Source organism: Streptomyces sp. NPDC104761, from assembly GCF_055583445.1.
The window spans coordinates 1-23,710 of the sequence record NZ_JBVJNZ010000006.1 but is presented as its reverse complement, the minus strand read 5'-3'; the positions used below and the strand labels follow the sequence as shown (position 1 = coordinate 23,710).

General features: G+C 67.3%; 16 protein-coding genes. 7 read left to right on the top strand and 9 right to left on the bottom strand.

Annotation, left to right across the window (positions count from 1 at the left end; genetic code table 11):
• Positions 1-178: 178 nt before the first annotated feature.
• From ACZ63F_RS17935 to ACZ63F_RS17925, 3 genes are all read right to left on the bottom strand, one after another.
• Positions 179-997, bottom strand: a complete 819-nt coding sequence (locus ACZ63F_RS17935; RefSeq protein ID WP_469712087.1) for a hypothetical protein — start codon at positions 995-997, stop codon at positions 179-181.
• A 666-nt stretch (positions 998-1,663) separates the two neighbouring features.
• Positions 1,664-2,233: a Fic/DOC family protein gene (locus ACZ63F_RS17930; protein WP_469712085.1), complete on the bottom strand. Its 570-nt coding sequence runs from the start codon at positions 2,231-2,233 to the stop codon at positions 1,664-1,666.
• Positions 2,230-2,580: an antitoxin VbhA family protein gene (locus ACZ63F_RS17925; RefSeq protein WP_469712084.1), complete on the bottom strand. Its 351-nt coding sequence runs from the start codon at positions 2,578-2,580 to the stop codon at positions 2,230-2,232. The genes ACZ63F_RS17930 and ACZ63F_RS17925 overlap by 4 nt, the downstream gene beginning before the upstream one ends.
• Before the next feature lie 223 nt (positions 2,581-2,803).
• On the opposite strand from ACZ63F_RS17925, the gene drmA reads away from it, so the two are divergent.
• From drmA to ACZ63F_RS17905, 4 genes are all read left to right on the top strand, one after another.
• Positions 2,804-6,661: a DISARM system helicase DrmA gene (drmA, locus tag ACZ63F_RS17920; RefSeq protein WP_469712082.1), complete on the top strand. Its 3,858-nt coding sequence runs from the start codon at positions 2,804-2,806 to the stop codon at positions 6,659-6,661.
• Positions 6,658-8,565, top strand: coding sequence for a DrmB family protein (gene drmB / locus ACZ63F_RS17915; protein WP_469712081.1), 1,908 nt, complete (start codon positions 6,658-6,660; stop codon positions 8,563-8,565). Before drmA ends, drmB begins: the two co-directional genes overlap by 4 nt.
• Positions 8,562-9,344 carry a DISARM system phospholipase D-like protein DrmC gene (drmC, locus tag ACZ63F_RS17910; protein WP_388291467.1) on the top strand — a complete coding sequence of 261 codons (783 nt, stop codon included), beginning with the start codon at positions 8,562-8,564 and terminating at the stop codon, positions 9,342-9,344. Before drmB ends, drmC begins: the two co-directional genes overlap by 4 nt.
• A gap of 1,602 nt (positions 9,345-10,946) precedes the next feature.
• Positions 10,947-13,904 (top strand): phosphotransferase, encoded by a 2,958-nt coding sequence (locus ACZ63F_RS17905; RefSeq protein WP_469712079.1) that lies wholly within the window; start codon positions 10,947-10,949, stop codon positions 13,902-13,904.
• An 18-nt stretch (positions 13,905-13,922) separates the two neighbouring features.
• On the opposite strand, the gene ACZ63F_RS17900 is transcribed toward ACZ63F_RS17905, so the two are convergent.
• Positions 13,923-15,170 carry a hypothetical protein gene (locus ACZ63F_RS17900; protein WP_469712078.1) on the bottom strand — a complete coding sequence of 416 codons (1,248 nt, stop codon included), beginning with the start codon at positions 15,168-15,170 and terminating at the stop codon, positions 13,923-13,925.
• A 404-nt stretch (positions 15,171-15,574) separates the two neighbouring features.
• Between ACZ63F_RS17900 and ACZ63F_RS17895 the strand changes: the two genes are divergently transcribed.
• Genes ACZ63F_RS17895 through ACZ63F_RS17885 form a run of 3 tightly spaced genes read left to right on the top strand, consistent with a single transcriptional unit; the run spans position 15,575 to position 16,772 of the window.
• Positions 15,575-16,138, top strand: coding sequence for a bifunctional DNA primase/polymerase (locus tag ACZ63F_RS17895; protein ID WP_469712077.1), 564 nt, complete (start codon positions 15,575-15,577; stop codon positions 16,136-16,138).
• Positions 16,125-16,439, top strand: coding sequence for a hypothetical protein (locus tag ACZ63F_RS17890; protein WP_469712076.1), 315 nt, complete (start codon positions 16,125-16,127; stop codon positions 16,437-16,439). The genes ACZ63F_RS17895 and ACZ63F_RS17890 overlap by 14 nt, the downstream gene beginning before the upstream one ends.
• A gap of 3 nt (positions 16,440-16,442) precedes the next feature.
• Positions 16,443-16,772, top strand: a complete 330-nt coding sequence (locus ACZ63F_RS17885; protein ID WP_469712075.1) for a hypothetical protein — start codon at positions 16,443-16,445, stop codon at positions 16,770-16,772.
• A gap of 437 nt (positions 16,773-17,209) precedes the next feature.
• Here the strand turns inward: ACZ63F_RS17885 and ACZ63F_RS17880 are convergent, their stop codons facing one another.
• From ACZ63F_RS17880 to ACZ63F_RS17860, 5 genes are all read right to left on the bottom strand, one after another.
• Positions 17,210-17,377, bottom strand: a complete 168-nt coding sequence (locus ACZ63F_RS17880) for a hypothetical protein (protein WP_469712074.1) — start codon at positions 17,375-17,377, stop codon at positions 17,210-17,212.
• A gap of 588 nt (positions 17,378-17,965) precedes the next feature.
• Entirely contained in the window at positions 17,966-19,099 is a 1,134-nt protein-coding gene (locus ACZ63F_RS17875; RefSeq protein ID WP_469712072.1) for a hypothetical protein, read from the bottom strand.
• Positions 19,100-19,680: 581 nt separating this feature from the next.
• Complete coding sequence (locus ACZ63F_RS17870) at positions 19,681-22,212, bottom strand: tetratricopeptide repeat protein (protein WP_469712070.1); 2,532 nt, start codon at positions 22,210-22,212, stop codon at positions 19,681-19,683.
• A gap of 87 nt (positions 22,213-22,299) precedes the next feature.
• On the bottom strand, positions 22,300-22,668 hold the full coding sequence (locus tag ACZ63F_RS17865; RefSeq protein WP_469712069.1) for a hypothetical protein: 369 nt from the start codon (positions 22,666-22,668) through the stop codon (positions 22,300-22,302).
• Positions 22,669-22,991: 323 nt separating this feature from the next.
• Positions 22,992-23,480, bottom strand: a complete 489-nt coding sequence (locus ACZ63F_RS17860; protein WP_469712067.1) for a GIY-YIG nuclease family protein — start codon at positions 23,478-23,480, stop codon at positions 22,992-22,994.
• Positions 23,481-23,710: the final 230 nt, after the last annotated feature.

Sequence of the window (23,710 nt, the reverse complement as noted above, 5' to 3'; positions counted from 1 at the left end):
TCGGGATCCCTTCGCGCGCATGATGTCCCCTGTTCGTCCCTTTCCCGCACCCTGCTCTGCAACTCGTGCCAGGCCTGGACGACTTCAGTGATCTTTCCCAGGAGTTCGCGGAGCTGAGCCAGGACAAGGAGAGCGACGCCGAACCCTGCGAAGACGGTCAAGGTGATGCTGTCCCAATTCATCGAGCCGCCCCCTCATCGGAAAAGTTTCCGTCTTCCGGGAGGACCCGGTCCAGCCAGCCGCTATCGGCACCCAGCCTCACGAGTTCTTCGCGTGTCGAATCGTCGGCGTACACGGCGGGGCCCGATCGGAACCGAACCTGCATGCCACACGGCAGACCTTGCGAGTTCACCAGGTGGTACGTGCATTGCCGCGTGTACCGGCTGTCTGGCAGCGGCGGATCATCACAGGTGCAGTGATGCGACGAGACACGAAGAGGCAACCCCCACACAGGATCAGTGAGGCGGGAAAGCAGGGTGTCGTGATCGAGAGCCACGTCATTTCGCGTGTCGAGCTCGAAGATCCATTCGTCGTCGGTGATCCATGAGCGCGTTGAATAGGCGGAGCTCGAGGTGTGAAACAGTGCGATCCTCCGCAGTAGGCCAGAGCCCAGCCACTGCATGTCGAGCTCAGTCTTGCGCACCAGGCGGCATGAATCCGCGTCGTCGCGCTCATGGGTCGTCAGTGTGGGTACTTTCCAGAGCGGTGGATATCCGTCCGCATCGAGCGCTTTCCATCGCTGGTCCAGGTATGTGCTCCATCTGGTGCCGGGAATCCCCCGGAGGAGGAGGCGGCTGTCGGTATTCACAAGGGTGAGGTGGAGGTCATCCCTCCGGATGGCGGCGATACGGAGGCCTGGGACGCCGTTCACCTGAACCCCCGGCTCGGCATAAGGCAAGAGCCGATCGAGAGCATGGAAGGCCATGGGGTAGTTGTCGCTCTGCGAGATTTCAACGTGGCTGTCGAGTTGGACGACGATGGGGGTCTCGCTGCTCACCCGTGCGTTGGATATCCCCATAGGGTGTGCCGACCACGCACCGCCATCCCCCAGCTTGCACAAGACCTGTGACTCAAGTAGCGCCTGAGGCGAGGCAGTGTCGGGAATGGGTCGTGGACTGCCCGACTTCCTGAGTTCCTTCAGGGCGAACTGGTACGGCTCGCCGGTATAGGCGCAGCGGGTACGAGTCAGATGGGAGAGGCGGCCACCATGAGGCATTGCACGATCCGTCCTCGAACGCTTCTGCCCCCAAACGTCCGACAACTGAATCGGTGCACCCAACATGTGGGCACAATCAGACGCAGATACCAGTTCCGGTGAAGCTATGGCTCCTTCGTCCCTGAGTGGCGCTGGAATTGAGGCAGTTCAACGCCGGGAGTGGCCCCCGTCGGGCCACCCAAAGGCTAGCACTGGCGAGGAGCAGTGTGTCGTTCCTGCGTAAGAGATGGCTTGATAATGACGGCGGAACGTGGGCTACGGTCGGCATCGCCGTCGGTATGGGGGACACGTCGGGGCGTGCTTGGAGACGCCGGCGCAACATGCCTACGTCGCCGTCCTCGGGGAACCTTCTCCGTTCTCTGCGCGCGGACTTCGACATGCCGGCGCCGCAGGGGGACGACGGCATTGGTCAGCCGGATGCGCGTCGGCGACTGGAAGCGACGGGTATCAGCTCTTGACGGCGAGTTCGTCGAGCATCTGCTCCAGCAGGCTGTTGTCACCGAGGAAGCTCTTCACCGAAGCATCCTCGTTGCGCTGGGCGTCCATGCCGGACCAGTTGAGTTCGTACCCCGCGTCGGCGCTGAACTGCGCCAGGAACGCCCGCTGGGAACGGCCGTTGCCCTCGCGGAACGGGTGGAGGACGTTCATGTCGCCGTACAGCTCAGCCAGTCGGATGACGAACTCCTGCCGGGGGAGATCCCGCAGATGACCGGAGCGGGCGAGACAACCGAAGACCTCTCCGGCGTAGGACACCAGGTTCCTCGCCGGGCAGAACGGTGTTCGCTTGGCGATGTTCACAGTCCGTAACTCGCCTGCCCACGGATAGATGTCACCGAAGATCGCGGCATGGAACGCCTGGAGATGGGCGAGGTCGTACGCGCCGGGTAGGGGGCGTTCGGCGAGCATGACGAGGCGTGCCCGGGTGATGTCCGCCTCCGCTGCCGCGAGCAGTTGGTGGTCGGTGATGCCGAGCTTGTTGCGCAGCACGCCGTTGGGCATGGCGTACGGATCGTTCACCCTGCCCGCCGCTGCGGAGCCTGTCGGTGGCGGGCGATCGCGCGGGCGACAAGGGTGTCCGCGTCGAGGTCGCCCTTTACGTACGCCTCGGTGTCGCGGTCGGAGGCCTCGGAGGCGCGGAGCCCCTCGGCCTCGATGGAGCCGGTGGCCGAGGCGACGGCCAGACGTCGCGCCGCCCGGCCGCTCAGCGCCTCGAAGGCCTCGACGGACAGGAGGACGCCCTGCGGCTTGCGGTGGGCGCCGATCAGGATCGGGTCGGCATCCGCGCCTGACTCCGACAGGTCGGTCAGAATCCGCGACAGTCTCGCGCGCGCATCGCTGACGGTCACGACCTCAGGGATCTCCATGCTGTCACCGTACCCATATAGAGTCTTGATTCTGTACAGATTCTAGTACGGATTTCGGTGGGGTGCGTGGGTGGGGCGGTGAGCGCGGCTTGCCACGCTCGCCGAATCTCGCAAAACTCATTGTGAACTAAGTCAATAGACATCATGCTGAAGTTACTCGCGATGTCACACCCGCGCGATAGCCTCACCCAATTGGCTCACCCCTGGCAGAAAGGGCCCGCCCATGCCGTCGTCCCCGCCCGCCGCCCCCGGCGTGCCGCATCCGCTGAACGAGGTGCCGCAGACCTTCCGCCCCGGGGACTCATACGACGTACGCGACGGGCTGGTGGAGTACATCCGTCGGGACCTCCTCGGCCCCTGGGACGGGGAGACGGAGGAACTGCCGCACCGGTCGGCGGGGCCGCGCGACCGGTATCTCGTGGGCATGCTCGGGCCCCGCCCGGACGGTGGCGACGACGCCCGCCGGATGGCCCGCATCGCAGCCCAGAGCAGCGACGACGAACCCGGCAGTGACGACGGGCAGGCCGCCGAGGGCGGTGAACTGCCCGAACGCCTCACCCCGCAGGCCGCCGGCCGTATCTGGGCCTCCTCCATGGGGTTGTCCTTTGTCGTCCCGGCGTCGATCGGCACCATCAGCGTCACCGCACGCTGGGGGCGGTACTCGCTGGCCGAAAGGATCATCGACACCAGCCCGAATCCGGTGCGCGTATGGGGGCGCGAGCCTGTCACGCACCATCCCATCGACATCCAGGTCACCCGGTTCGGAGACCAGCGCCGCGTCCTGGAGGGGGACGCGACGCAGGGCGTCCACCTCGACGTACAGGTTCGCGAGCGCCCGGCCGGAGCGGCGGGCGAAGACCTGCGCGTCGTCGAGGTCGCCCTCGTCAACCGGCTTCCCGAGAGCACCTCCGACCGCAGGGACACCCAGTGGCTGTTCCAGACCGGCCTTGAGGTCGCCGCGTTCCCCGACGACCGGGCGGCCGTCTTCCTGCCCATCGACGACCCGCTGGACCCCAGGTCGGTAGGCGCCTCCGAGGAAGCGGAGGAGCGGCGGCTGCGGCTCCTCTACCGCGACAGCCTCCGCTATGCCGTCGGCCGCAACGTCGCCGTCAAGGCCGACGTCCGGCACGGCGAGCGGCGGGCTCACCGGCTGGCCACCACCTGGCTGCCCGAGTACGACGTGCGCGCCACCACCGCCCCCAAGATCGACGAACAGCCGCTGCTGGCCGGGCTGGAGCTCGGCATGGACGAACTCGCCGCCCTCGCCGTGCCCGGACGCCGCCTGGAACTGAGCGCCGCCCTGGCCCCACTCGCCGACGGCTACAGCAACTGGCTCCAGACACAGCGGGAGAAGGCACGGACCCTCCCCGACGATCTGCGACAAGCGGCCGAGGCAGCCATCGACCAGGCCGAGGACGTGTGCCATCGCATCGCCTTCGGTATCGACGTCCTGTCCACCGACGACGACGCGCTCGAAGCGTTCCGGTTCGCCAACCGGGCGATGGCCCTCCAGCGGCGTAACACCGCCATCGCCGCCCGGCGTGCCGGGCACGAAGACGATCCCGCCTCCTACCGGCCGGCCCACCAGGAGGTGCACGTGCAGGGCAAGGAGGCGGCAGGCTGGCGGCCCTTCCAGCTCGCCTTCGTCCTGCTCAACCTGGCCTCGCTGAGCGCGCCCGGTCACCCGCACCGCGGTACCGGGCGCGAGGCCCTCGTAGACCTGTTGTTCTTTCCCACCGGCGGCGGCAAGACCGAGGCCTACCTGGGCCTGGCCGCGTACACCTTCGCCCTGCGCAGGCTCCAGGGCGTCGTGGGCAGCGGTGCAGAGGCCCGTGACGGCAGCGCGGGCGTCGCCGTCCTCATGCGCTACACCCTGCGACTACTGACGGCCCAGCAGTTCCAGCGGGCCGCCGCCCTGGTCAGCGCCTGCGAGGTGCTGCGCCGTGAGGAGTACGCGCGCGACCGGCGCTGGGGCGGCACCCCGTTCCGTATCGGACTGTGGGTCGGAACCTCGGTGTCCCCGAACTGGTTCGGCGAGGCGCAGGAGCAGATCGCGGGAGCCCGTGAGAGCGCCAGCGACAAGCACGCACGGGTCATCCAGGTGCTCAGCTGCCCCTGGTGCGGGCAGGGCCTGACCGCCCACTCCAATATGGACTACGACGCCGACCGGCGCCGTGTGCTGCTGTACTGCCCGCGGGGCGAGGGTGAGGACCGCTGCCCCTTCTCCCGGCTCGGCTCACCCGGCGAGGGCATCCCCGTGCTCACCGTCGATGAGGAGATCTACCGCCTCGCCCCCGCCATGGTCATCGCCACCGTCGACAAGTTCGCCCAGCTGCCGTGGAACGGCTACGCCGGGCTACTCTTCGGCCGCGTCACCGAATGGTGCCCGCGCCACGGCTACCGCCACGACGACCTCGACGAGCGCACCGGCTGCCGAAGCCGCCACACCCGCAAGGGGGCGCTGGAGGGGGTGACGGCCCAGCCCGTCACCCGGCTGCGTCCCCCGGACCTGATCATCCAGGACGAGCTGCACCTGATCTCCGGTGCGCTCGGCACCACCGTCGGACTCTTTGAGGCCGCCGTCGACCAGCTGTGCAGCTGGACGTACACCGACGCGGGCGGCGTACGTCACGACGTCGGCCCGAAGATCGTCGCGTCCACGGCCACCACCAAGCGCGCCGCCGAACAGGTGCGCGGCGTCTTCGCCCGGCAGGTCGCCGTCTTCCCGCCGCAGGTCCTGGACGTGGGCGACACGTTCTTCTCCCGGCAGGTGGAACTCGCCCGGGATAACCCCGGCCGCCGCTACCTCGGGGTGTGCGCCCACGGCACCCGGCTCAAGGCAGCCGAGATCCGGGTCGCCGAGATCCTGCTGCTTGCCGGACAGGAGCAGTTCGACACCTACGGGGCCGCGGCCGACCCGTACATGACGCTCGTCGGTTACTTCAACGCCACCCGTGAACTCGCCGGCATGCGCCGCTACCTCGACGACGACATCGCCACCCGCGTCCGCGCCAACGGAGGCCGCAAGGGGCACGACACGATCGCGGACCGTATCCCCACCAAGTCCGGGATGCTCACCATCCAGGAACTCACCTCCCGTATCTCCTCCGCGGACATCAGCGCCACCCTCAAACGACTGGAGGTGCCCTTCGACCCCGAACGGGACACCACGGAGCGCCGCAAGGCCTTCGCCGCCGAATACGTGGCGGCCCGGCGGGACAAGCGAGAACCGCGGGCCCGCATGACGCCCGTGCAGGAGCGCGCGGTGGACGTGGTCCTGGCCACGTCCATGCTCCAGGTCGGCGTCGACGTCTCCCGCTTCGGCCTGATGCTCGTCGTCGGCCAGCCCAAGAACACCGCCGAGTACATCCAGGCGTCCTCCCGCGTCGGCCGTGACGCACGCCGCCCCGGCCTGGTCGTCACCCTCTACAACTGGTCCCGGCCGCGCGACCTGGCACACTTCGAGGACTTCGCGCACTACCACGCGACCTTCTACCGCCAGGTCGAGGCCCTGTCGGTCACACCGTTCACCCGCCGCGCACTCGACCGCGGCACCGCACCGACGTACATCGCGGCGCTGCGCCAGGCCGCGTACGACAACTCCCGCAACACCGACGCCCAGCACGTCGATCTTTACGGCGACCTCGCCCGGCAGGTCGAACAGCGGCTGCTGGAGCGGGCGGACCGCGTCGGCGGGCAGCGCGCGCAGGACTACCTCACCGAACGCATCGACGCCCTCAAGGACCGCTGGGAGGAACGCCGTGAGGCCGGCGGCATCCTGGGCTACCGCAAGGAGAAGAAGAAGGACACCCTGGTCACCGGACTCCTCCACCGCGCCGACGGCTCCCGCTGGGACGAACTCACGGTACCCATGTCCATGCGGGAGACCGAGAACGAACTCAACCTGCTGCTGCCCGGCGGCGGCAACTTCGTGGACCAGCCCACCAACGGCGGGCCCGCCTGGCACTTCGGTGCCCGGGGAGGCGAGGACACCGGCGTGGACGGAGGCGACGGCGGCGCTCCGGTCGACGCCGACGAGTACGGGGACGCCGCACCGGCGGCAGGAAAGGGACGGCGATGAGCGGCAACTACTACCGGCGCGTGGGCGCCGCACGCCCCAGCCACCTCATGTACACGGCCGGCGTGGGCGCGCTCGTCGACCTGCCCAACTTCTCCGTCCTGGTCAAGGGCCTCGAATCCTGGAGCCACACCGGGCTCCTCCCCGACGACTACCTCATCGAGGAACCCCGGCTGCGCACCGCCGTCAACCGGGCCCTCCAGCTCTACGGCCGCGCACAGATCAGCGAACTGCGCTCCGCCCCCTGGATGGAGGGAGCGGACGGCGCTCCCAAGGACTGGGCCGCGCAGGGCGTCGGCGTGCCCGTCACCCCCTTCCCGCAGTGGCTGCGCTGCACCGCCTGCAACCTGCTCGCCCCCATAGACTCCGACGCCTTCACCTTCCTCAACAACAACCCGCGCACCCCGCACGAGGCGAAGTTCGTCCACAGCGACTGCAAGTTCGGCAGGCCCCTAGCCGTGACCGCCCGCTTCACCCTGGTCTGCACGAACGGGCACCTCGACGAGTTCCCGTACGCGATGTTCGTCCACCGCGGCAACCCGTGCGCGAAGAGCCCCCGGCCCCTGATGCGCATGAAGGACCACGGCGGCAACCAGGCGGCCAACGTCACCCTCGAATGCGTCGCCTGTGGGGAGCGCCGCAACATCCGCGACGCGATGGGGGAGCGGGGCCGCGCCGAACTGCCCGCCTGCCGCGGCCGCCACCCCCACCTGTCCGCCTTCGAGAACGACGGCTGCGACCGTGAGGCCACCCTGATGGTGGCGGGCGCCTCCAACCAGTGGTTCCCGATGACGCTCAGTGCCCTCGCCCTGCCGCCGAGCAGGAACCAGGACCTCACCGAACTGGTCGAGGAACGCTGGGTGGAACTGCAGAACGTCACCTCACGTCCCGTCTACGACGCGCTGTCCGCCATGCCGCAGTTCACCTATCTCAGGGAATACGACCCGGACGCGCTGATCGCCGCCATCGAGGCCCGCAGACAGGGCACCGCCGGACAACAGAGCCAGGACGCGGCGGCGGTGGCGGCCGACCTGCTCAGCCCTGAATGGGACGTCCTCGCCGCACCGCACGTACCCGACCCCACCGACGACTTCGCGATGGAGAGCGTCACCGTCCCCGCGGCGCTCGGCGAACTGTTCGCGGACGTCCGCCAAGTACAGCGGCTGCGGGAGGCTCGCGCGCTGGTTGGTTTTACTCGGCTCGACGCCCCCGACCCTGAATCGGAGGAGATCGCCACCCTCGTACGCCTCTCCCGCACCTCGCAGAACTGGGTGCCGGCCAGCGAGGTACGCGGCGAGGGCATCTTCCTGCGCGTGCGCGAGGACCTAATGGCCGAGTGGGAGGACCGGATGCAGAAGTCGCCGCAGATGGCGGCCCACCGGGAAGCCTTCGGCCGGTTTCGCAGCAACCGTAAATCGGACCGCATCACCGGCCCCTTCGACCCCATGCGCGGCTGGCCCGGTGAACGCTACATAGCCCTGCACACCCTCTCCCACATGCTGATCCGCACCATCGCCCTGGAATGCGGCTACAGCTCGGCGAGCCTCGGCGAACGCATCTACGCCGGAGACGAGGAGAAGACCCGCACCGGCATCCTCATCTACACCGCCGTTCCCGACTCCGAGGGCACCCTGGGAGGCCTCGTGTCTCTGACCGAGAACCCCCACTTCGAACGGATCGTGCGCAGGGCGCTAGAGGATGCCGCGCGCTGCTCCTCCGACCCGCTGTGCGCCGAACGGCTGCCGAAGGACCCAGCGGACTACCTGCATGGCGCGGCCTGCCACGTCTGCCTGTTCGTCTCTGAGACCACCTGCGAACGCGGCAACCGCTTCCTGGACCGCCGTTTCCTCGTCCCGCTGGGCGACGACACCGACCAGGTCCTCACCCCTGTGAATCTGCGGCCGTGAGCCGCCGGGATTTCGAGGCGGCGGCAGAGCAGGCGGTCGTCCTGCTCGGGCCGTCCCGTGCCAAGGACCTAGCTGGGGTCTTCGCCCGGGGCCGGGGACTTGAGCACGCGCTGCTCGTAGTCCAAGTCCCGGCCGCGGTCAATGCGATACGGAGCCTGTACGACGCAGCGGAACGGGACCGTGTTCCGCTCCCCGATGTCGCCGCCTACCTGCGCGGGTTCGTTGCAGGATGGTCCCGGCGCCACGGCGAGGCTGAGGTACGCACCGTCTGGAGCGGGCCCGCCACCCCTGGCGTGCCCGCCCGTGCCACTGCGAGGGTTCTCACCGACCTCGTCGGTCGCGCCGACTCAGAGCTGCTGGCCATGACGTACGCCGCCAGGCCCTATCCTCCGCTCCTGAGGGCCCTGCGAGATGCCGTGACGCGGGGCGTGGATGTCCACATCGTCGTGGAGACCCTGGAAGGCGCTGGCGGACTGCTCTCCGGGCCTGAACCGGCCGACGCCTTCACCTCGGTAGGGGGGCTGAGACTGTGGCACTGGACACCCTCGGTACGCGAGCACCAACGTGCCCGCCAGCACGCCAAACTGGCCGTCGCCGACCGCCGCACTCTGCTGGTGGGCAGCGCTAACCTCACCGAGTCCGGGGTCAACAAAAACCTTGAAGCCGGCGTGCTTGTCACAGGCGGTACCGCTCCGAGAAGGGCCGCGGAACATATTCGGGAACTGCAGCGGCTGAGAGTCCTCAGGCCCTTGCATGAAATTAGCGAAAGCCGGTCCTGAGATACCTATCGCAGCGCTTTGGTTCGAATGGCGGTTGCCCTGTCGTTTCGGGGGTCGTATCCCCCGTCGTTTCTGTGTACGTCCTTGGATGCGACACCCCACGTAGGTGCCAGGATGCAGTTCAGGTGCACCGCGAGCCACTGCCGCGCGAGGGCGACTGTATATCGGTGCAGCAATGCATCCCGATCTACTGGTGAACGGCGCCCGCCTTCGAACTTCGAATCTGAAGATCATTCGCCGTAGCTTGCGCTGAGGCGCCGCCGCAGTTTCCCCGGGGCGCGGAAAACTGAGACCGTGCTGTTCCGGCGTTTACAGGTACCTGCTGACAGTCCAGCGTCTTTGGTCAGCGGACTGGGTGGACTCGGCGACTGTCGACTCGGCCTGTCCCGCCGGACCGGTGAAGCGAAGCGGTCTGACGCACGGCATGAGCCAGATCGGCGGCAACGAGAGATCGTGCCGATCGGTAGAAGATCAGCTCCGGACCACAGATCTCTGGCTTGGCGCGTAGGCGCCTGGATGCAGGCTGTAGCAGATTCAAAGCACGGCGGATTGGCGTCAGTGGCGAGAGAGGGTGTCCGCTGCACAGGCACATTGCTGCGGGCGGCGCCCGGCGCCCGGCACCCCCCATATGCCGGGTGCCACCGGGCCGCTGTTCGGGGGTTGTGGTGCCCCCGTGGGCCTATTGGCGGCGATCTGCCGGGGTGGGGTGTGCGCCATGTCCGTAGCAGGGCTCCGATCGAGGTCGAGTCCGATCGGTGGCCGATCTCAGCCTGGTGGAGTAGCGCACTCGATCGGTCGGCCCGGTTCGGTGCAGCGGCTGGGCCTCGAGGTCGTCTCAGAATTCCGAGCCTCTGCCGGAGCGGCAGGTTCAACGGGGACTCAACTTCAATCCGGCCGGGGCCGGGCTGTTTCTCTCCAGCACTTCCCGAGAATCGAACAAGGAAGATTTTGATCGCGATCCAGTGAAGCCGAGGGGCTGGAAGGTGGCTCGCCAGTGGCTCGCTTCCCCTTCTGCCTGCGAAGAGTTGCTCGTGATCGGCGCTCTGTCCAAAGTATCAAGAAGGGTGGATGTTGCTCTCTTTCATCCGAACAGCCGTTGAGATGGTGGCAATTGCGCCGCACGGGATCTCTATTAGGTGCCGTCAGCATCGGAACCGGGCTGGGCCCGCAGTAGCCGGAGCAACCGTGAACCACCCCTCGCACCCTCAAACCGACACGCCGGACGGCGGCCTTGACGACACGGCCGAGGCGGAGCGTCCATGGACGGCGACCGTCAGCGTCACCCCGGGAAAGTCCTGTTCAGCCCAGAGACCGCGGGCGGTCGTGGAGTACGTCGCTGTCGACGGGGAGGACGCTCAAGCTCTGGCCCAGCGCCAAGGTGCCGCGATCTGCGAGGTGTTGGAGTGGCTGTACGGCCGCCACAGTGCCCCACCGGAAACCGGACAGGCCGAAGCCGGCCGCCCTGAGCCACCCCGCACATAACCAATGGGAGAGGGACGCCACATGCCCGCCACCCCACCTGCGCCCCGGTCGTCCTGGGCGCCTCCCGTACCTGGCCGCCCCTGGGCCACCGACGGCATCCCGGACGCCGCGGCGCTCCCGGTGACCGTCCCGGTGGCCTGGCTCGGCCGGACCTCTACGGAGGATGCCCAGGACCCGACGCTGTCGCTGCCCCGGCAACTGCGCAATGCCAGAGCTGCCCTACCGCCCGGCTGGGTCATCGTCGCCCACTTCTACGACGTCGAGTCCGGTCGCAAGGAACTGCACGAGCGGGGCAACTCCCTTGCCCACCAGAACTTCAAGATCCCTATCCCGCGAGACGGCAGCGTTGCCGATCTCCTCCAAGAGGCCCAGTGTCCGGACCGCCGCTTCGCCGCCGTCATCTGCGAGTCGATCGAACGTGTCGCCCGTCGCACCTACTTCGGCACGAAGATCGAGTACGAGCTGGAGCAGGCCGGAGTCGCCTTCTGCGCCGCCGATGAACCGATCGTTACTGGCCCCAGAGCCAAGCGCGCCACACCGACCCTAACCCGGCGCGTCAAGCAGGCCGTCTTCGAGTGGTACGTACTGCAGATGCTCGAGCTGTCCTGGGACGGCTTCATCGAGCACGTCTCCCAGGGCTGGAATGTGGGCAAGCCTCCCTATGGCTACCTGGCGGAGAAGGTGCCCCATCCCGTCCCGGCTCGCCGAGCCGAGGGTCGTACCAAGCACCGGCTCATCCCCGACCCGCTGCGGGCCTCGGCGGTCACCCACATCTTCCAGCTCCGCGGGCTGGACAAGCTCGGCTACGACGCCATCGCCGACCGTCTGAATCTGGACCTCGCCGCATACCCGCCTCCGGAGCCGGCCCGGCCGGACGCGGCTCTGGGCCGCTGGAGCGGATCCGCCGTGCGAGAGATCCTGCGCAATCCCAAGTACACGGGCTACCAGGTCTGGAACCGCCGCGCGATAAAGAAGGGCGGCTGCTACAACGACCCGAAGGACTGGGTGTGGTCGCCCCGGCCCGCCCATGAGCCTCTTGTCACCAAGGAACTGTTCGACGCCGTCTCTACCGTGGGCCGCCAGCGTCAGGGATCCCGCACCACCCACGGAGCCAACGCCCACCCGGCCACCAAGCGCTCCTACGCCCTGCGGTCATACGTCTACTGCGACATCTGTGCCCGCCGCATGTTCGGTAAGACCCGCCACCAGATCTCCTACTACGCCTGCCAGCCCGACCCGAACGAACATCGTGATCAACCGTGGTTTCCCGACCACCCCAAGAGCCTGTGGGTCCGAGAAGAGATCCTGATCACCTGCGTCTCTCGCTTCTTCGCCACCAGGATCTTCGGCCCCGATCGGTGCGGCCACCTCACAGCCGCACTCGAAGCCGCTCGGCCGGCGGATGGTGCCGGAGACCGCATCGCCAACGAGCGGGCGGCTCTGGAGCGCGCCATCACCGCCATCGGCCAGCGCCAGGCCCGCCTCATCCGCACGCTCGCCGACGGTTTCGGCGGCGACGAGGCGGCCGACGATTTCGACCCGGATCAGGAGAAGCAGTTCCGCGACGCGATCCGCCGTGAACACGCCACGCTGGGCGCACAACGCCAACAGCTCGCCGAGCAACTGGCTCACCTGCAATCGCCGAAACAGGTGGCACAACCCGCCGACAGCGCGGCTCTACTGGATGCGCTCCCGCACCTCGATGTGGACCTCACCTTGGTCCCGGAGGAGATCCAACGAAGGCTCTACAACGCCTTCGGGCTGGAGGTCCGCTACAGCCGGCCCCGCGAAGAACTGACCCTACGGGTGACCATCCCGGGGCATCTGCTTGACGGACTGGTGTCCGTAACCCGCGAGCTAGACCCGTGGAACAAAAAATCGGGTCCCCGCACCGAAGTGCTGGAACCCGATCATGGCACTCGGAATGGACAAGCCCGACAAAATCGGCGTGACCGTTCCCATTTTTCGAGTGCCCCCGGCAGGATTCGAACCTGCGCACACGGCTCCGGAGGCCAGGTAGGGCCGAGGGGCCACCGGTGCCCTGACCTGCGGCGGAGGGTGCCGCCGGTTGGGAGCCGAGAAAGATCATTACGCCCCTATTACGTAGGCAGCCTGTCGGGCGCTGGGTCCGGCCCGTATGGTCGAGACATGATCTCGGGCAGTAGCGGGGGACCGGACAGCGGCGGCACGGAGTTCACGGCGGAGGGCCTGGAGCGTGTTCTCCAAGAGGCCTGTGCGACAGCCGGGCTCGACTCCCGCGGCGCCGAACTGCTGCGCCTCGGTTCGAACGCGGTCTACCGCCTCACCTCGTTACCCGTCATAGTCCGCATCGCGCGTGATCCAGCGGTCCGCGCGGAGATGGAGCGGGCCGTGGGCGTGGCTCGGTGGCTGGAGACACAGGACTTCCCGGCCATGCGCGTGCCCGCCTCGACAGTTCAGCCACTTGTCATCGCCGGCCGAGTGGTCACCTTCTGGGAGAGCGTCCAGGAGCGCGAGGAGTACGCCACGGTCGCGGAGTTGGCCGACTTGCTCCGCCGTCTGCACTGGTTCGAAGAGCCCGAATCCCTCGGTCTGTCGTACTTCGATCCGCTGGCCAAGGTGGCGGCGTCCCTCGAAGGGCTGGACGGCATCTCGGATGAGGACCGGACGTTCCTCGACGAGCGAGCGGCAAGGCTCGCCAAGGAGTACGACCGGCTGGACTTCGTTCTCCCCTTCGGCATGATCCACGGCGACGCCAGCATCGGGAACATCCTCCGCCATCGGGACGGGCACGCGGTGCTCATCGACCTGGACGGCTTCGCTCTCGCGCCGCGTGAGTGGGATCTGATCCAGACGGCGATGTTCTACGACCGGTACCGCTGGCACACCAAGGCGGAGTATGCAGAGTTCGTGCACCGGTACGGCTTCGACCTGATGAACTGGCCCGGGTACGAGACCCTTGCGGACCTGCGTGAACTGATGATGGTGGCCTGGCTCGGCCACCAGGTCACGACCAGCGACTCGGCTGCCGCGGAGTTCGCCCGTCGGGTGCGGTCCCTTCGCACTGGGGAGGGGCGAGACGAATGGGGCCCGTTCTGAGGGCGCGGCGGCCTGCGCTCAGACAGCGACATGATCGCCCGAGGCGATCCACAGCCGGTGCTCCCTGACCTGCTCGGAAAACGTCTGCACTTCCGCGCTGCTGCCGGCCACTGCGAGGTTCTGCCGGAACTCGGCAAGATAGCTAACGCATCGCGCCGATTTGAGCTGCTCACCCAGGTCAAGCGCGTCGAGTGCCACGCGGCAAGCCTCCTCGACGTCGCCGGCGCGTAGGTGGGCGTCGGCGAGCACCATGGTTGCGAAGAAGTCGCTCCGGACGTGGCTGCCGCTCATGGCGTTCTCAGCGTGGGCGACGGCCTGCTGGGCGCTGTTGACGTCACGGAAGCAGTGGGCGGCCTCTGCGGCAAGCTCGGCCTCGTCGAAATAGCTGATCCACTCGGGCTCGTCGTCGCTGTTCCGGCTCTCCAGTGCCTTCGTAGCCGCGTTCAAGGCGGCTTCACAAGCCCGAACGTCCCCGGTCCGGGCAAGGGCGCGTGCCTCCATGGCGTGGAACTGGGCGCGAAGCGTGGGCGTGGCCACGGGAGAGATACCCATGAGAGCAGCACGGGCGAGCGTCGCGCCCTGCGTGTATCGGCCGAGGAACGTCGCCTGATGGCTCATGGCGGACAGGATGCTTCCGGCGAGCCGGCGGTCGTTGGCGTCCTGGGCCAACCGGAGAGCCTGGAGGAAGTACCTCTGTGCTAAGCCGTGCCGACAGGCGTCGTAGGACATCCAACCGGCCAGGAGCGTTGCCTCCGCAACGGTCGAGAACAGGGCCCGGCCGACCTGCTCGGTGTATTGGCCGTGAAGCAGCGGCGTCACTTCGGTACTGAGGTACTGGATGGCCGAATGCCGCGCGTGATCGCCGCCGAATCGGTCGTCTAAGTCGGCGAACATGTCGGCGGTGGTCTTGATAGCGGCTACGTCCCCGAGACCGACACGCATTCCGCTTTGCCGTTGCCGGGGAACGGCAGGCTCGGGCGCCACCAACCACCGGAGCGAAGCCTCGCTCCACGCCGGTTCGGACGGCTCGGCCTGGAGCAGGGGCTCGTACCGGTTGAGATCTGCTCGCCAAAGCTGACCGACGGCTTCGATGGCGCCCTCGGGGCTTGCCGGATAGCCAGCGTCCAAGAGCCCCGTGTCCCGCTCGCCTTCGTGGTTCAGCCCGAGTTCGGCGGCGCTGAGGTCGTACGCCTCGCACAGCAACGGGCCGTAGAAGTCGTCCGGTGCGCTGTGCCCGTTCTCCCAACTGGCGATACGTCGCTTCACGCTCGCATCCGACGGGAGCTGGTGGCCACGGCGGGTTGCAGCCTGGCGGAGCTCGCGCACCAACCGCGGCTGACTCCAACCTCGGCCCGTACGGGCTTGCCGTAAGCGAACGCTGGTCGGCTCCATCGAAGACGTGACCGTTCCCTCTCCACTGGCTCACGGGTGTGGTTCCCGGGACGCGTGACTTCTCGCCCCTACATCTGAATGTACGTGCTGCTCATCGCTGAGCGCTGCCAGTAATCGGAGATCGTGAGCGGTTGCAACATGACGGGGGATGACACGTGCGCGGGCGAGGCGTCATCCCCCGTCACCTCTCGTCATCTGCCCTGGCTCGGGAGGCGCCCCTGAGTCTGGACACAGGGCGGCGTCGCGGCCGCAACCAAGTCCGACCGAGGTGAGATGACGTGCAGAGGATGACCAGGAGAGGCATTGAATGGCTCTCCGCGGCGGCTGACGATCCGGTGAGGTGCCGGGCTACCTGGACCGACGACCCACGCGCACCGTACATGCTCCCGACCGGCCGCTACTTCGACGTGGTGACGGTGGAGCAGCGAGTCGGCATCGAGGCCTTCGATCAACTTCTTCGCCGTGGGTTGCCGTTCGGCCCTACCGTCCTCGATCACAAGGCACAGCGTGTCGGCTTCTTCCTGGGCTCGCAGAGCCAAGAGACCTTCCTCCACTACCTCGCGCAGGAAGCGGGCACTGCACCCGCTTACCGATACCTGAGCCGCGGTTCCGCGGTCGTCGTCCCTGGCCCCATTCCCCTGCGCGGTGACCGTTACGAGTGGCTACGCGCGCCGGCCCGGCGGCCGATGGCCAACCCGCTCCGTCCTGTAGCCCTGGCGACCATGCTCGTTGCCTCCGCCGAGTTACTTGCTCGCGTGGACCGATACGGCGAGCGCTACCTGGCCGCGGACACCTTCGGCTTCTCCGCGATCGAGAGGGCTCCGATCGATGCGCCGGGATGACGCCACCGACCGGCAGGACGCTGCCACCTGGTCGCCGCTGGACAGCGACGGTTGGTACGCCGCGCGCAACGCCACCTCCGCTCTGAGGGACGCTTTGACCCGGGCGGGCCTGGAGAAGGACTTCCCGTACCTGCGAGCCGAGTTGAATGCCTTCGGGCACGGCCTGGTCGAACTCGGGCGCGTGTCGCCGGACACCGCGGAGCGACTGGCGGAACTGCTGCAGCTTGCGCTGGCTTCGAGCGTGCAGCGTCTCGGGGAGAGCGGCGACGAAACGACCGAATCTCGTGAAGCAAAGGGCTGAACCATGACCGACCGATGGGGCGTAGTCGCCAAGCGTGCGGAGAACCTGATGCCCGGGATCCCTTACGTGCGCGGCTGGGCACAGGCTCGACGTAGCGCCGGCACCTTGGCTGAGCAACTGACAGCCCTGGGCTTGGAGTCGGACTTCCCCGGCCTCGCGGCTGACGTGAACGTCTCGGGTGACGGCCTGGTACGCCTCGGCAGCATCCGTCCCGAGGCAGCGCTGATGCTGGCCGAACTGATCGTGTCGGGCCTAACGGCGGAGACGGCCACTGACGCTGATACGACGGCGGAGGGGACGAGGGCTGCCCGCCGAAACTCGTCCGCTGCCTAACCAAGGCTCCGGATCTCCGGCTGGCCGCGGTCTGAGCGTGCTCCTGCGACCGGCCGGCTCGCCCCGTACGTCGCCGTTTCCCCCGGCGGATGACGTGCGGGGCTTCTTGCTACGCGCCGTGCCTCTTCCGCTGTTGGTCTGCCGCTCGGCCGGGACCGGCGCTCCAGCGCCGCAGCCCGGACGGAGCGGCAGACCAGAACGCTCGGCGACTGGCTGGGACGCTCGTAGCCGACCTGGATGGGACATCAGCTTGGGAAGCTGCGGGCACTTGAGGCCGAAACAGGGGCTGATCTGGGCGAACGGTCGGGCTGCAGCCTCGGCGGGCTCGGCTGCTTTCACCGAGGTTCCCCGCTGTTCCCCGCTCGATCTGGTGCGGTTGTGGTGCAGCTGCCGGCGGCCGCTCCCCCGAGTTCACGGACCGGTGCGCCTGAAGCGCCTCAGAGATGTTGCTTGGCTGCTCTGATCAGCCGTTGGATGCCGTCGTGGGTCTGTGCTCTGATCGCATCGTATTCGGCCCTGTTCTCAGCCTTGGTGACCGTGGTGATCTCTGCAAGCACGTCTTCCGCGGCTTGTCCTAGGGTCTCGTCGTCGGTGAGCATCTGCACCCGGAACAGCGCCTCCTGGACATTGGAGCGTAGGCCGTAAGAGCGGACGCGCACTGTTTCGGGATCCTCTGGTGGTGACTGCTCGTCTCGCAGAACCAGAGGTGCACCAGGCAGCGTCGGTAGTTCACCAAGGCGCCGACGTAGGTTGAGTAGGCATCGAGTCGTTCCTGTCGGAGCTTCTCGCGCCGGGTGAACTGGTGACTCATGTCGGTGGTGCGGCGTTGGAAAACCAAGGTGATTCCGGAACCAAGCAGGGTCCCCAGGACGGCTATGCCACTGGCGATGATGGTCTCCACACCCCAAGCTCACCACGATCCGCCAACTTGTGTGTCACAAGCCCAACTCCTGTGCCAGCACGCTTTCCAACTGTGTTGGTGGTGCGGTGGGCTGAGTCCGGATGCGTTCACCTGCGTTCATGGACGTCTCGGCCTCGCGTCGTACCGGACTCGTGGTCTCGTCTGAACGGCGGTGAACGGGTCTGAATGAGACGGAAACTGAGACGAGCCGATGAAGGCCCCGGCCGCACGACGCCCCCGCGGAGTCGCGCGGCAGGGGCTTTGTAGTTTATATGTCGCAGTTGTCAGAGTTTCAGAACGGCGTTTCTTTTTCCAGATCCAGCAGGCGTTGAGCCTCGGACTTCATTCCAGCGTCGTTGAGTACGCGAGAATAATCCGCATGCTTTCCCCTGGGCACCGCTGTCAGCAGATAGTGCAGCACCCTGTGCGATTCGAGCCCCTGGATCTGCTCCTCTTTCAGGCAGTTGATTAATCTTAAGAGTCGATGCGGTCCACCCTGTGATCCTGCATGTAGAATGAGCTCTCGATCCCCGAGAAAGGATTCAGGAATAGCTCCGGCAGTCGCCAACGCTATTCTGGGCCATGTGTGCAGCCCGATATTCTCTGCGAGTTTATCGGCGTCATCCTTCAGGGTGGCCGCGCGCAGCGCTCGAAGGACGTCGGCCAGATCCGACCTGGTACCCCCTAGCCAGTCGCCTTTGCCGAGGATGGCGTCAACGAAATTGTGCGCATACCAGAGGCTCAACTCCCCTTCAGCCCGGCGAAGTGCGACCAGGAGCTTGGGTATCTCGGAAGGGTGCTGAGTCAGCAGGCAGGTCTGGAAGTATCGGTTGCCGATATCTTCGGGGCCGTCATCGGCTATCGATTCGAGGATTTTCACTATCTGGCCGGGTGGCGCTTGGGTGGCCATGTTGAGGAAGCCTTGGTAATCCATACGTGCGTGGCCGAGTGCAACAACGACAGTTGGCAGCCATGTTTCTAGGGGTTGGCCTGCGCCCTGTCTTGCAAGATTTAAAATATCGTCCATGCCGGCGTTGATGAGAGGCGGGATTAGTGCCTCTAGTTCGGATGGGGTGCCGGTCTTCTGATCCTGAGCTTCTTTAGGGTCTGTCACACCTGGCGGTTCAACAGAACGCCGGTTTATGGGTACAGTGGAGTGTGCTACCTTTTCTTGCCAAATTTGCTCATCAATATCTTCAGGCGGAAGTGGTGCGCCGATCGAATGTGCGTAATCGGCGCATGCTCGAACCAGAGCTAGCACATGGACCATTTTCAGACCACTAGTTCCGGAGAACTTGTCCTGGATAGAGGCCCGGCTCATCCTTCGACCTTGGCGATCGGTGAGCTTCTCCAGGTCTCGCAGCGAAGGGTTGCCAGCCCGGACGCGCAAGCGAGCCAGCTGTTTGGCCAGAGAGTCATCAGCCATCGTCCCGCCCCGTCTCGTGGTTCGTTGCCGCCGCCTGTCCAGAGTCGTCCAGCATCGGCCACAACTGTCCAGCTCGGTTCCGTTCAGACTAGGGCGCAGTGAGCCGACTGTCCGGAGTTCAGCAGGAACGTCCGAGGTACTGGTGGACAGTTGCGACGCGCAGCTTCCCTTGGAGCGTGTCCCCCATCAACGGACACGTTGTCAGACAGTGAGAGGAGCATGGAACCAGTGGATGTGACCATCACGCTCTGGGTTCTGGCCGGCTCGGGCGTGGCGAGCGTGGCATTGTTCGCTGCCAAGGGCCTGCTTGATCAACTACCGGGAGTCTTCGAGTCGTGGCGTGCTGCGAAACGCGCGTGGCGAGGAGACCCGCCATCCGTACTGGAGCTTCACTGTTCAAATCCCACCCCTACCGCAGGTGAATGGCCCCTGACCAGGTAAATCGGTCAGAGGCCGTTGACTCGCCGACTGCCCGGGAGTGGCCATGAATCACCGTGGTTCCCCGCCCGGTCGGACACAACTGGGCACGGCGCCTTCTGATCCGTAGCTCTACAGAGATCGGTCAGGAAAGGGCATACCGGTTACTCGGGAGCGTCTGAAGGGGGTTGAAGGTCGGCAGCGATTGCTGGGGTTGCTGTATCCGGTTGCTGTACAGCTGCCGCAGCATCAGGGGCGCGGGCGAGGTTGTTGCGAGCATCGAGGGTGTGGGGGTGGTCGTCGGCCACTGCCCGCTCGCCGTGGTCGAGGGCCTCCTGGAGACGCCCCGCATCCCTGTAGGAGTTGGCGAGGTTGTTGCGGGCGGTGAGGGTGTCGGGATGATCGTCACCCAGGATCCGCTCGTAGTCGGCCAGTGCCCGCTCGCCGAGGTCGAGGGCCTCCTGGAGACGCCCCGCATCCCTGTAGGAGTTGGCGAGGTTGTTGCGGGCGGAGAGAGTGTCGGGATGATCGTCGCCCAGGATCCGCTCCCGGTCCGCCAGGACCCGCTCGCGCAGGTCGAGGGCCTCCTGGAGACGCCCCGCATCCCTGTAGGAGAGGGCGAGGTTGTTGCGGGCGGTGAGGGTGTCGGGATGCTCGTCGCCCAGGATGCGCTCCCGGTCGGCCAGTGCCCGCTCGCCGAGGTCGAGGGCCTCCTGGAGACGCCCCGCATCCCTGTAGGAGAGGGCGAGGTTGTTGCGGGCGGTGAGGGTGTCGGGATGATCGTCGCCCAGGATCCGCTCGTAGTCGGCCAGGACCCGCTCGCCGAGGTCGAGGGCCTCCTGGACACGCCCCGCATCCCCGTAGGAGAGGGCGAGGTTGTTGCGGGCGCCCAGGGTGTCGGGATGCTCGTCGCCCAGGATGCGCTCCCGGTCCGCCAGGACCCGCTCGCGCAGGTCGAGGGCCTCCTGGACACGCCCCGCATCCCTGTAGGAGACGGCGAGGTTGCTGCGGGCGCCCAGGGTGTCGGGACGATCGTCACCCAGGACTCGCTCGTAGTCGGCCAGGACCCGCTCGCCGAGGTCGAGGGCCTCCTGGACACGCCCCGCATCCCTGTAGGAGTTGGCGAGGTTGTTGCGGGCGGTGAGGGTGTCGGGATGATCGTCACCCAGGATCCGCTCGTAGTCGGCCAGGACCCGCTCGCCGAGGTCGAGGGCCTCCTGGACACGCCCGGCGTCCTTGTAGGAGACGGCGAGGTTGTGGCGGGCGCCCAGGGTGTCGGGGTGGTCGGGACCGTGGATGTCGTTGCTGTGGCGAGCGGCTTTCTCGTCGTACTCGATGGCCTGCCGGTACAGCCCCGCATCCGTGAGGCTGCTGCTGACCTGGTAGATGCACGGGTGGGTTGCGGGCTGCCACAGGGCCGGGCGGGTGAGTTCATCGAGATGGACTGCGTTGGCGCGCAGTGCGGCGGCCAGTTCCCGTGCCTCGTGGTCGTGGCGGGGCCACAGGCCCAAGATCGCGTCGGCCGCGGTGCGGGCCGTGGCCGGGAGCATGCCGGCCGGGATGGTTTCCCGCACCGCGCGGGCGGTCAGGGCGTGCAGACGGATGGGGGCGGTGGCTGTGTCCTGGGTGATCAGGGCATAGGTGCGCAGGCATTCCAACGCGCTGCGCACCTCGTCTTCGGTGACGGCCGGGTGGTGGCGGCGTAGCCAGCGGCGCTGTGACGGGCGGGCGGTGCGCAGGTGGCTGAGGGCTGCGGGTGTGGTCCAGGCAGTGGCGGGGTGGCCGAGGGGGTCCATGAGTGAGGCAAGGTGCAGCAGGGGGCGGGCCAGATGAGTGGTGTCGGCCTTGTCCACCGCGTCGAGGGAGAGCAGGAGCGAGGCGGTGACGGGCCGCCCGTAGCCTTCGGTGTCGGCGCTGGGCGGGAGCAGATCACTCAGTCGGCCGCGGGTGTCGCGCAGCAGGGTGAGGTAGTCGCGCATCGTGCGCCGGGTGTTGATGAGGTAGGCGGCGGCGTGGCCGAGGGCCAGGGGCAGATCGCCGAGGTCGTTCGCCAGCTCGTCCGCCCGGCCGGGGTCGTGGAGGTGGGCGTGTCCAGCATCGGTGAGCCGGCGGCGCAGATAAGCTGTCGCGTCGTGCCGGGTGTAGAGGCCGAGCCGGATTAGGGTGCGGCCCTGGCCGCTGAGCTGGGCATCCTCGCGCCGGGTGGTGGCCAGGACCCAGCCGTTACTCGCACCGCTGTCCGGCCACCATTCCTCCAGGGGAGCAGGGTCGGTGAGGTCGTCGAGTACCACCAGCCAACGCCGCCGCGTGGCTGCCAGCCACCGCACGAACAGCCGCGCCGTCGTGTCTTCGTCCTCCTGGTCGGCCCCGGGCAGATGCAGCTGCCCGGCCGCTTCTGCGTACGCGGTGATGATCTGGTCGGGGCTGGTGGCTCCGGCCCACACCAATACGTCGAGACCGGCACCCGTGGTGTGCTCCTGGTCCCGCAGCTGCCGCGCTAGGGAGGCTGCCAGCTGGCTCTTGCCCACTCCGCCCGCCCCGGACAGCACCACGTCACGGCCCTCGCGCCGCGCCTCCTCGGCCTGGTCCCGTACCACCGTACGCGGCTGGAACGCCGCGGCGAGCCGGGGTACGTCCCCCACCCACACCGGCCATTGCACGGACGGGCCCGGCGCCAGCGGCGGATACACGTGCATGTCCCCCGCCACCTGGGTGACATCACGCTGCGTCCGTGCCTGCTGACGCGTACGGCGCTGCCCCGAACGCTCCACCACCGTCGGCCCTCAGGCCCGGTCCCCGCCGACCTGGTCGACGTCACCGCCGCCGCGTCCCTTCTGACGGATGCTCTCCCGCATCGGCCGACGCCGGGCCCCGCCCACCGCACCGGCGTTTCCCGCGGTCTGCCTGATGTTCCCCTCCGCGCGCGCCGACTGCCGCACGGCGCGCTCCGGCCCGCCGCCTGCGGGTGTGCCCGCCTGGGAGGCCCACCAGCCCAGCGCAGCCAGTACACCGGCCGCAACCACACCACCGACCGGACCGATCACCTCCCACGGATCATGCCCACCCGGCGACAGCACCGCCCACGGCACAGCCACCGCAAAGAACGCCGCCACCGAGGCCACCACCGCCACCACCCACCGCAGCACCGCCATACCCCGCCCCCGTCCGAACCGCCCAACAAACCTGGAACACCTCATGGTTGCACCCCCGCGCCACCAAAACCCACTCTCGGAGGAATCAGCTCCTCGCTCACGAACGAGTTGAAACCGACGCCAGCGGAGTCACATCTGGCGTGTGAAGACTTGTCTTCTTGCCCTGGGTGTTGTCGGGGATCTTGGTGAGCTGGGCTTTTGCTGGTCAGGGTGGTGCTCATGGAAAGCCGATTGGTTGTCATTGGTCATTGTTGGCCACCATCGAGCGCCCTCGGACGGCCCAGAGACGGCCCAGACAACAGCCCGTCGGGCCATCCGCCGGCCTACGAGCTGATCGGCAACTCCCGCGCCCGGTGGCGTGCTTGTGCCCGTAGCTCCTTCAGGCGACTGTGGAACGCGTGGTGACGGTTCTGGTCGAGGTTCAGCGGGAGGTCGAGCTGAGAGATGAGCTGTGACTCCAGGTCCCACGGTTCGCTCTGCTCGATCCAGCACACTCGCGCGTTGTCTGCCATCCACTGGGCCAGGGTGGCTTCGCCTGCCTTGCCGAAGGTCATCCGCTTACCGCTGCCCACGCGGCGCAGCTCGAGTCCGAGCAGGCAGCCGAGGGTGAGCCGCAGGGTCGAGCCGGCTGCGTTGCCCCGGTAGTGGTAGCGCACCCGCTTGCGTAGGTTCTGCGTGCTGGTCCGGTTCGCCATGTACCGCGGGGCTATGCCGACGTAGAGCAGACGCCCGGCGTCCAGGTCCGGGTGGGGCGTCTGCTTGAAGTGCCACCCATAGACCCCTGCCGCCGCCGGGACAGGGCTCGGACGCACCAAGACCTCCTGCGCCGACCACAACCGATCGGGACTGACGAGAGCGGTAGCTTCCACGAGACCTCCCGGCGCGCCGTGGCTGATCGTCTCAGGCTACTGGTCGACGCTGACATGGGACATCAGCTTGGGAAGCTAAGACGTTGTTTCTTATGGTGCGTCTGAACACGCACGCTGGAGGGCATCGAAGGCTGCGCCGGCGGAGTCGGCAGGGAAAAGCCGCAGGACGGTGG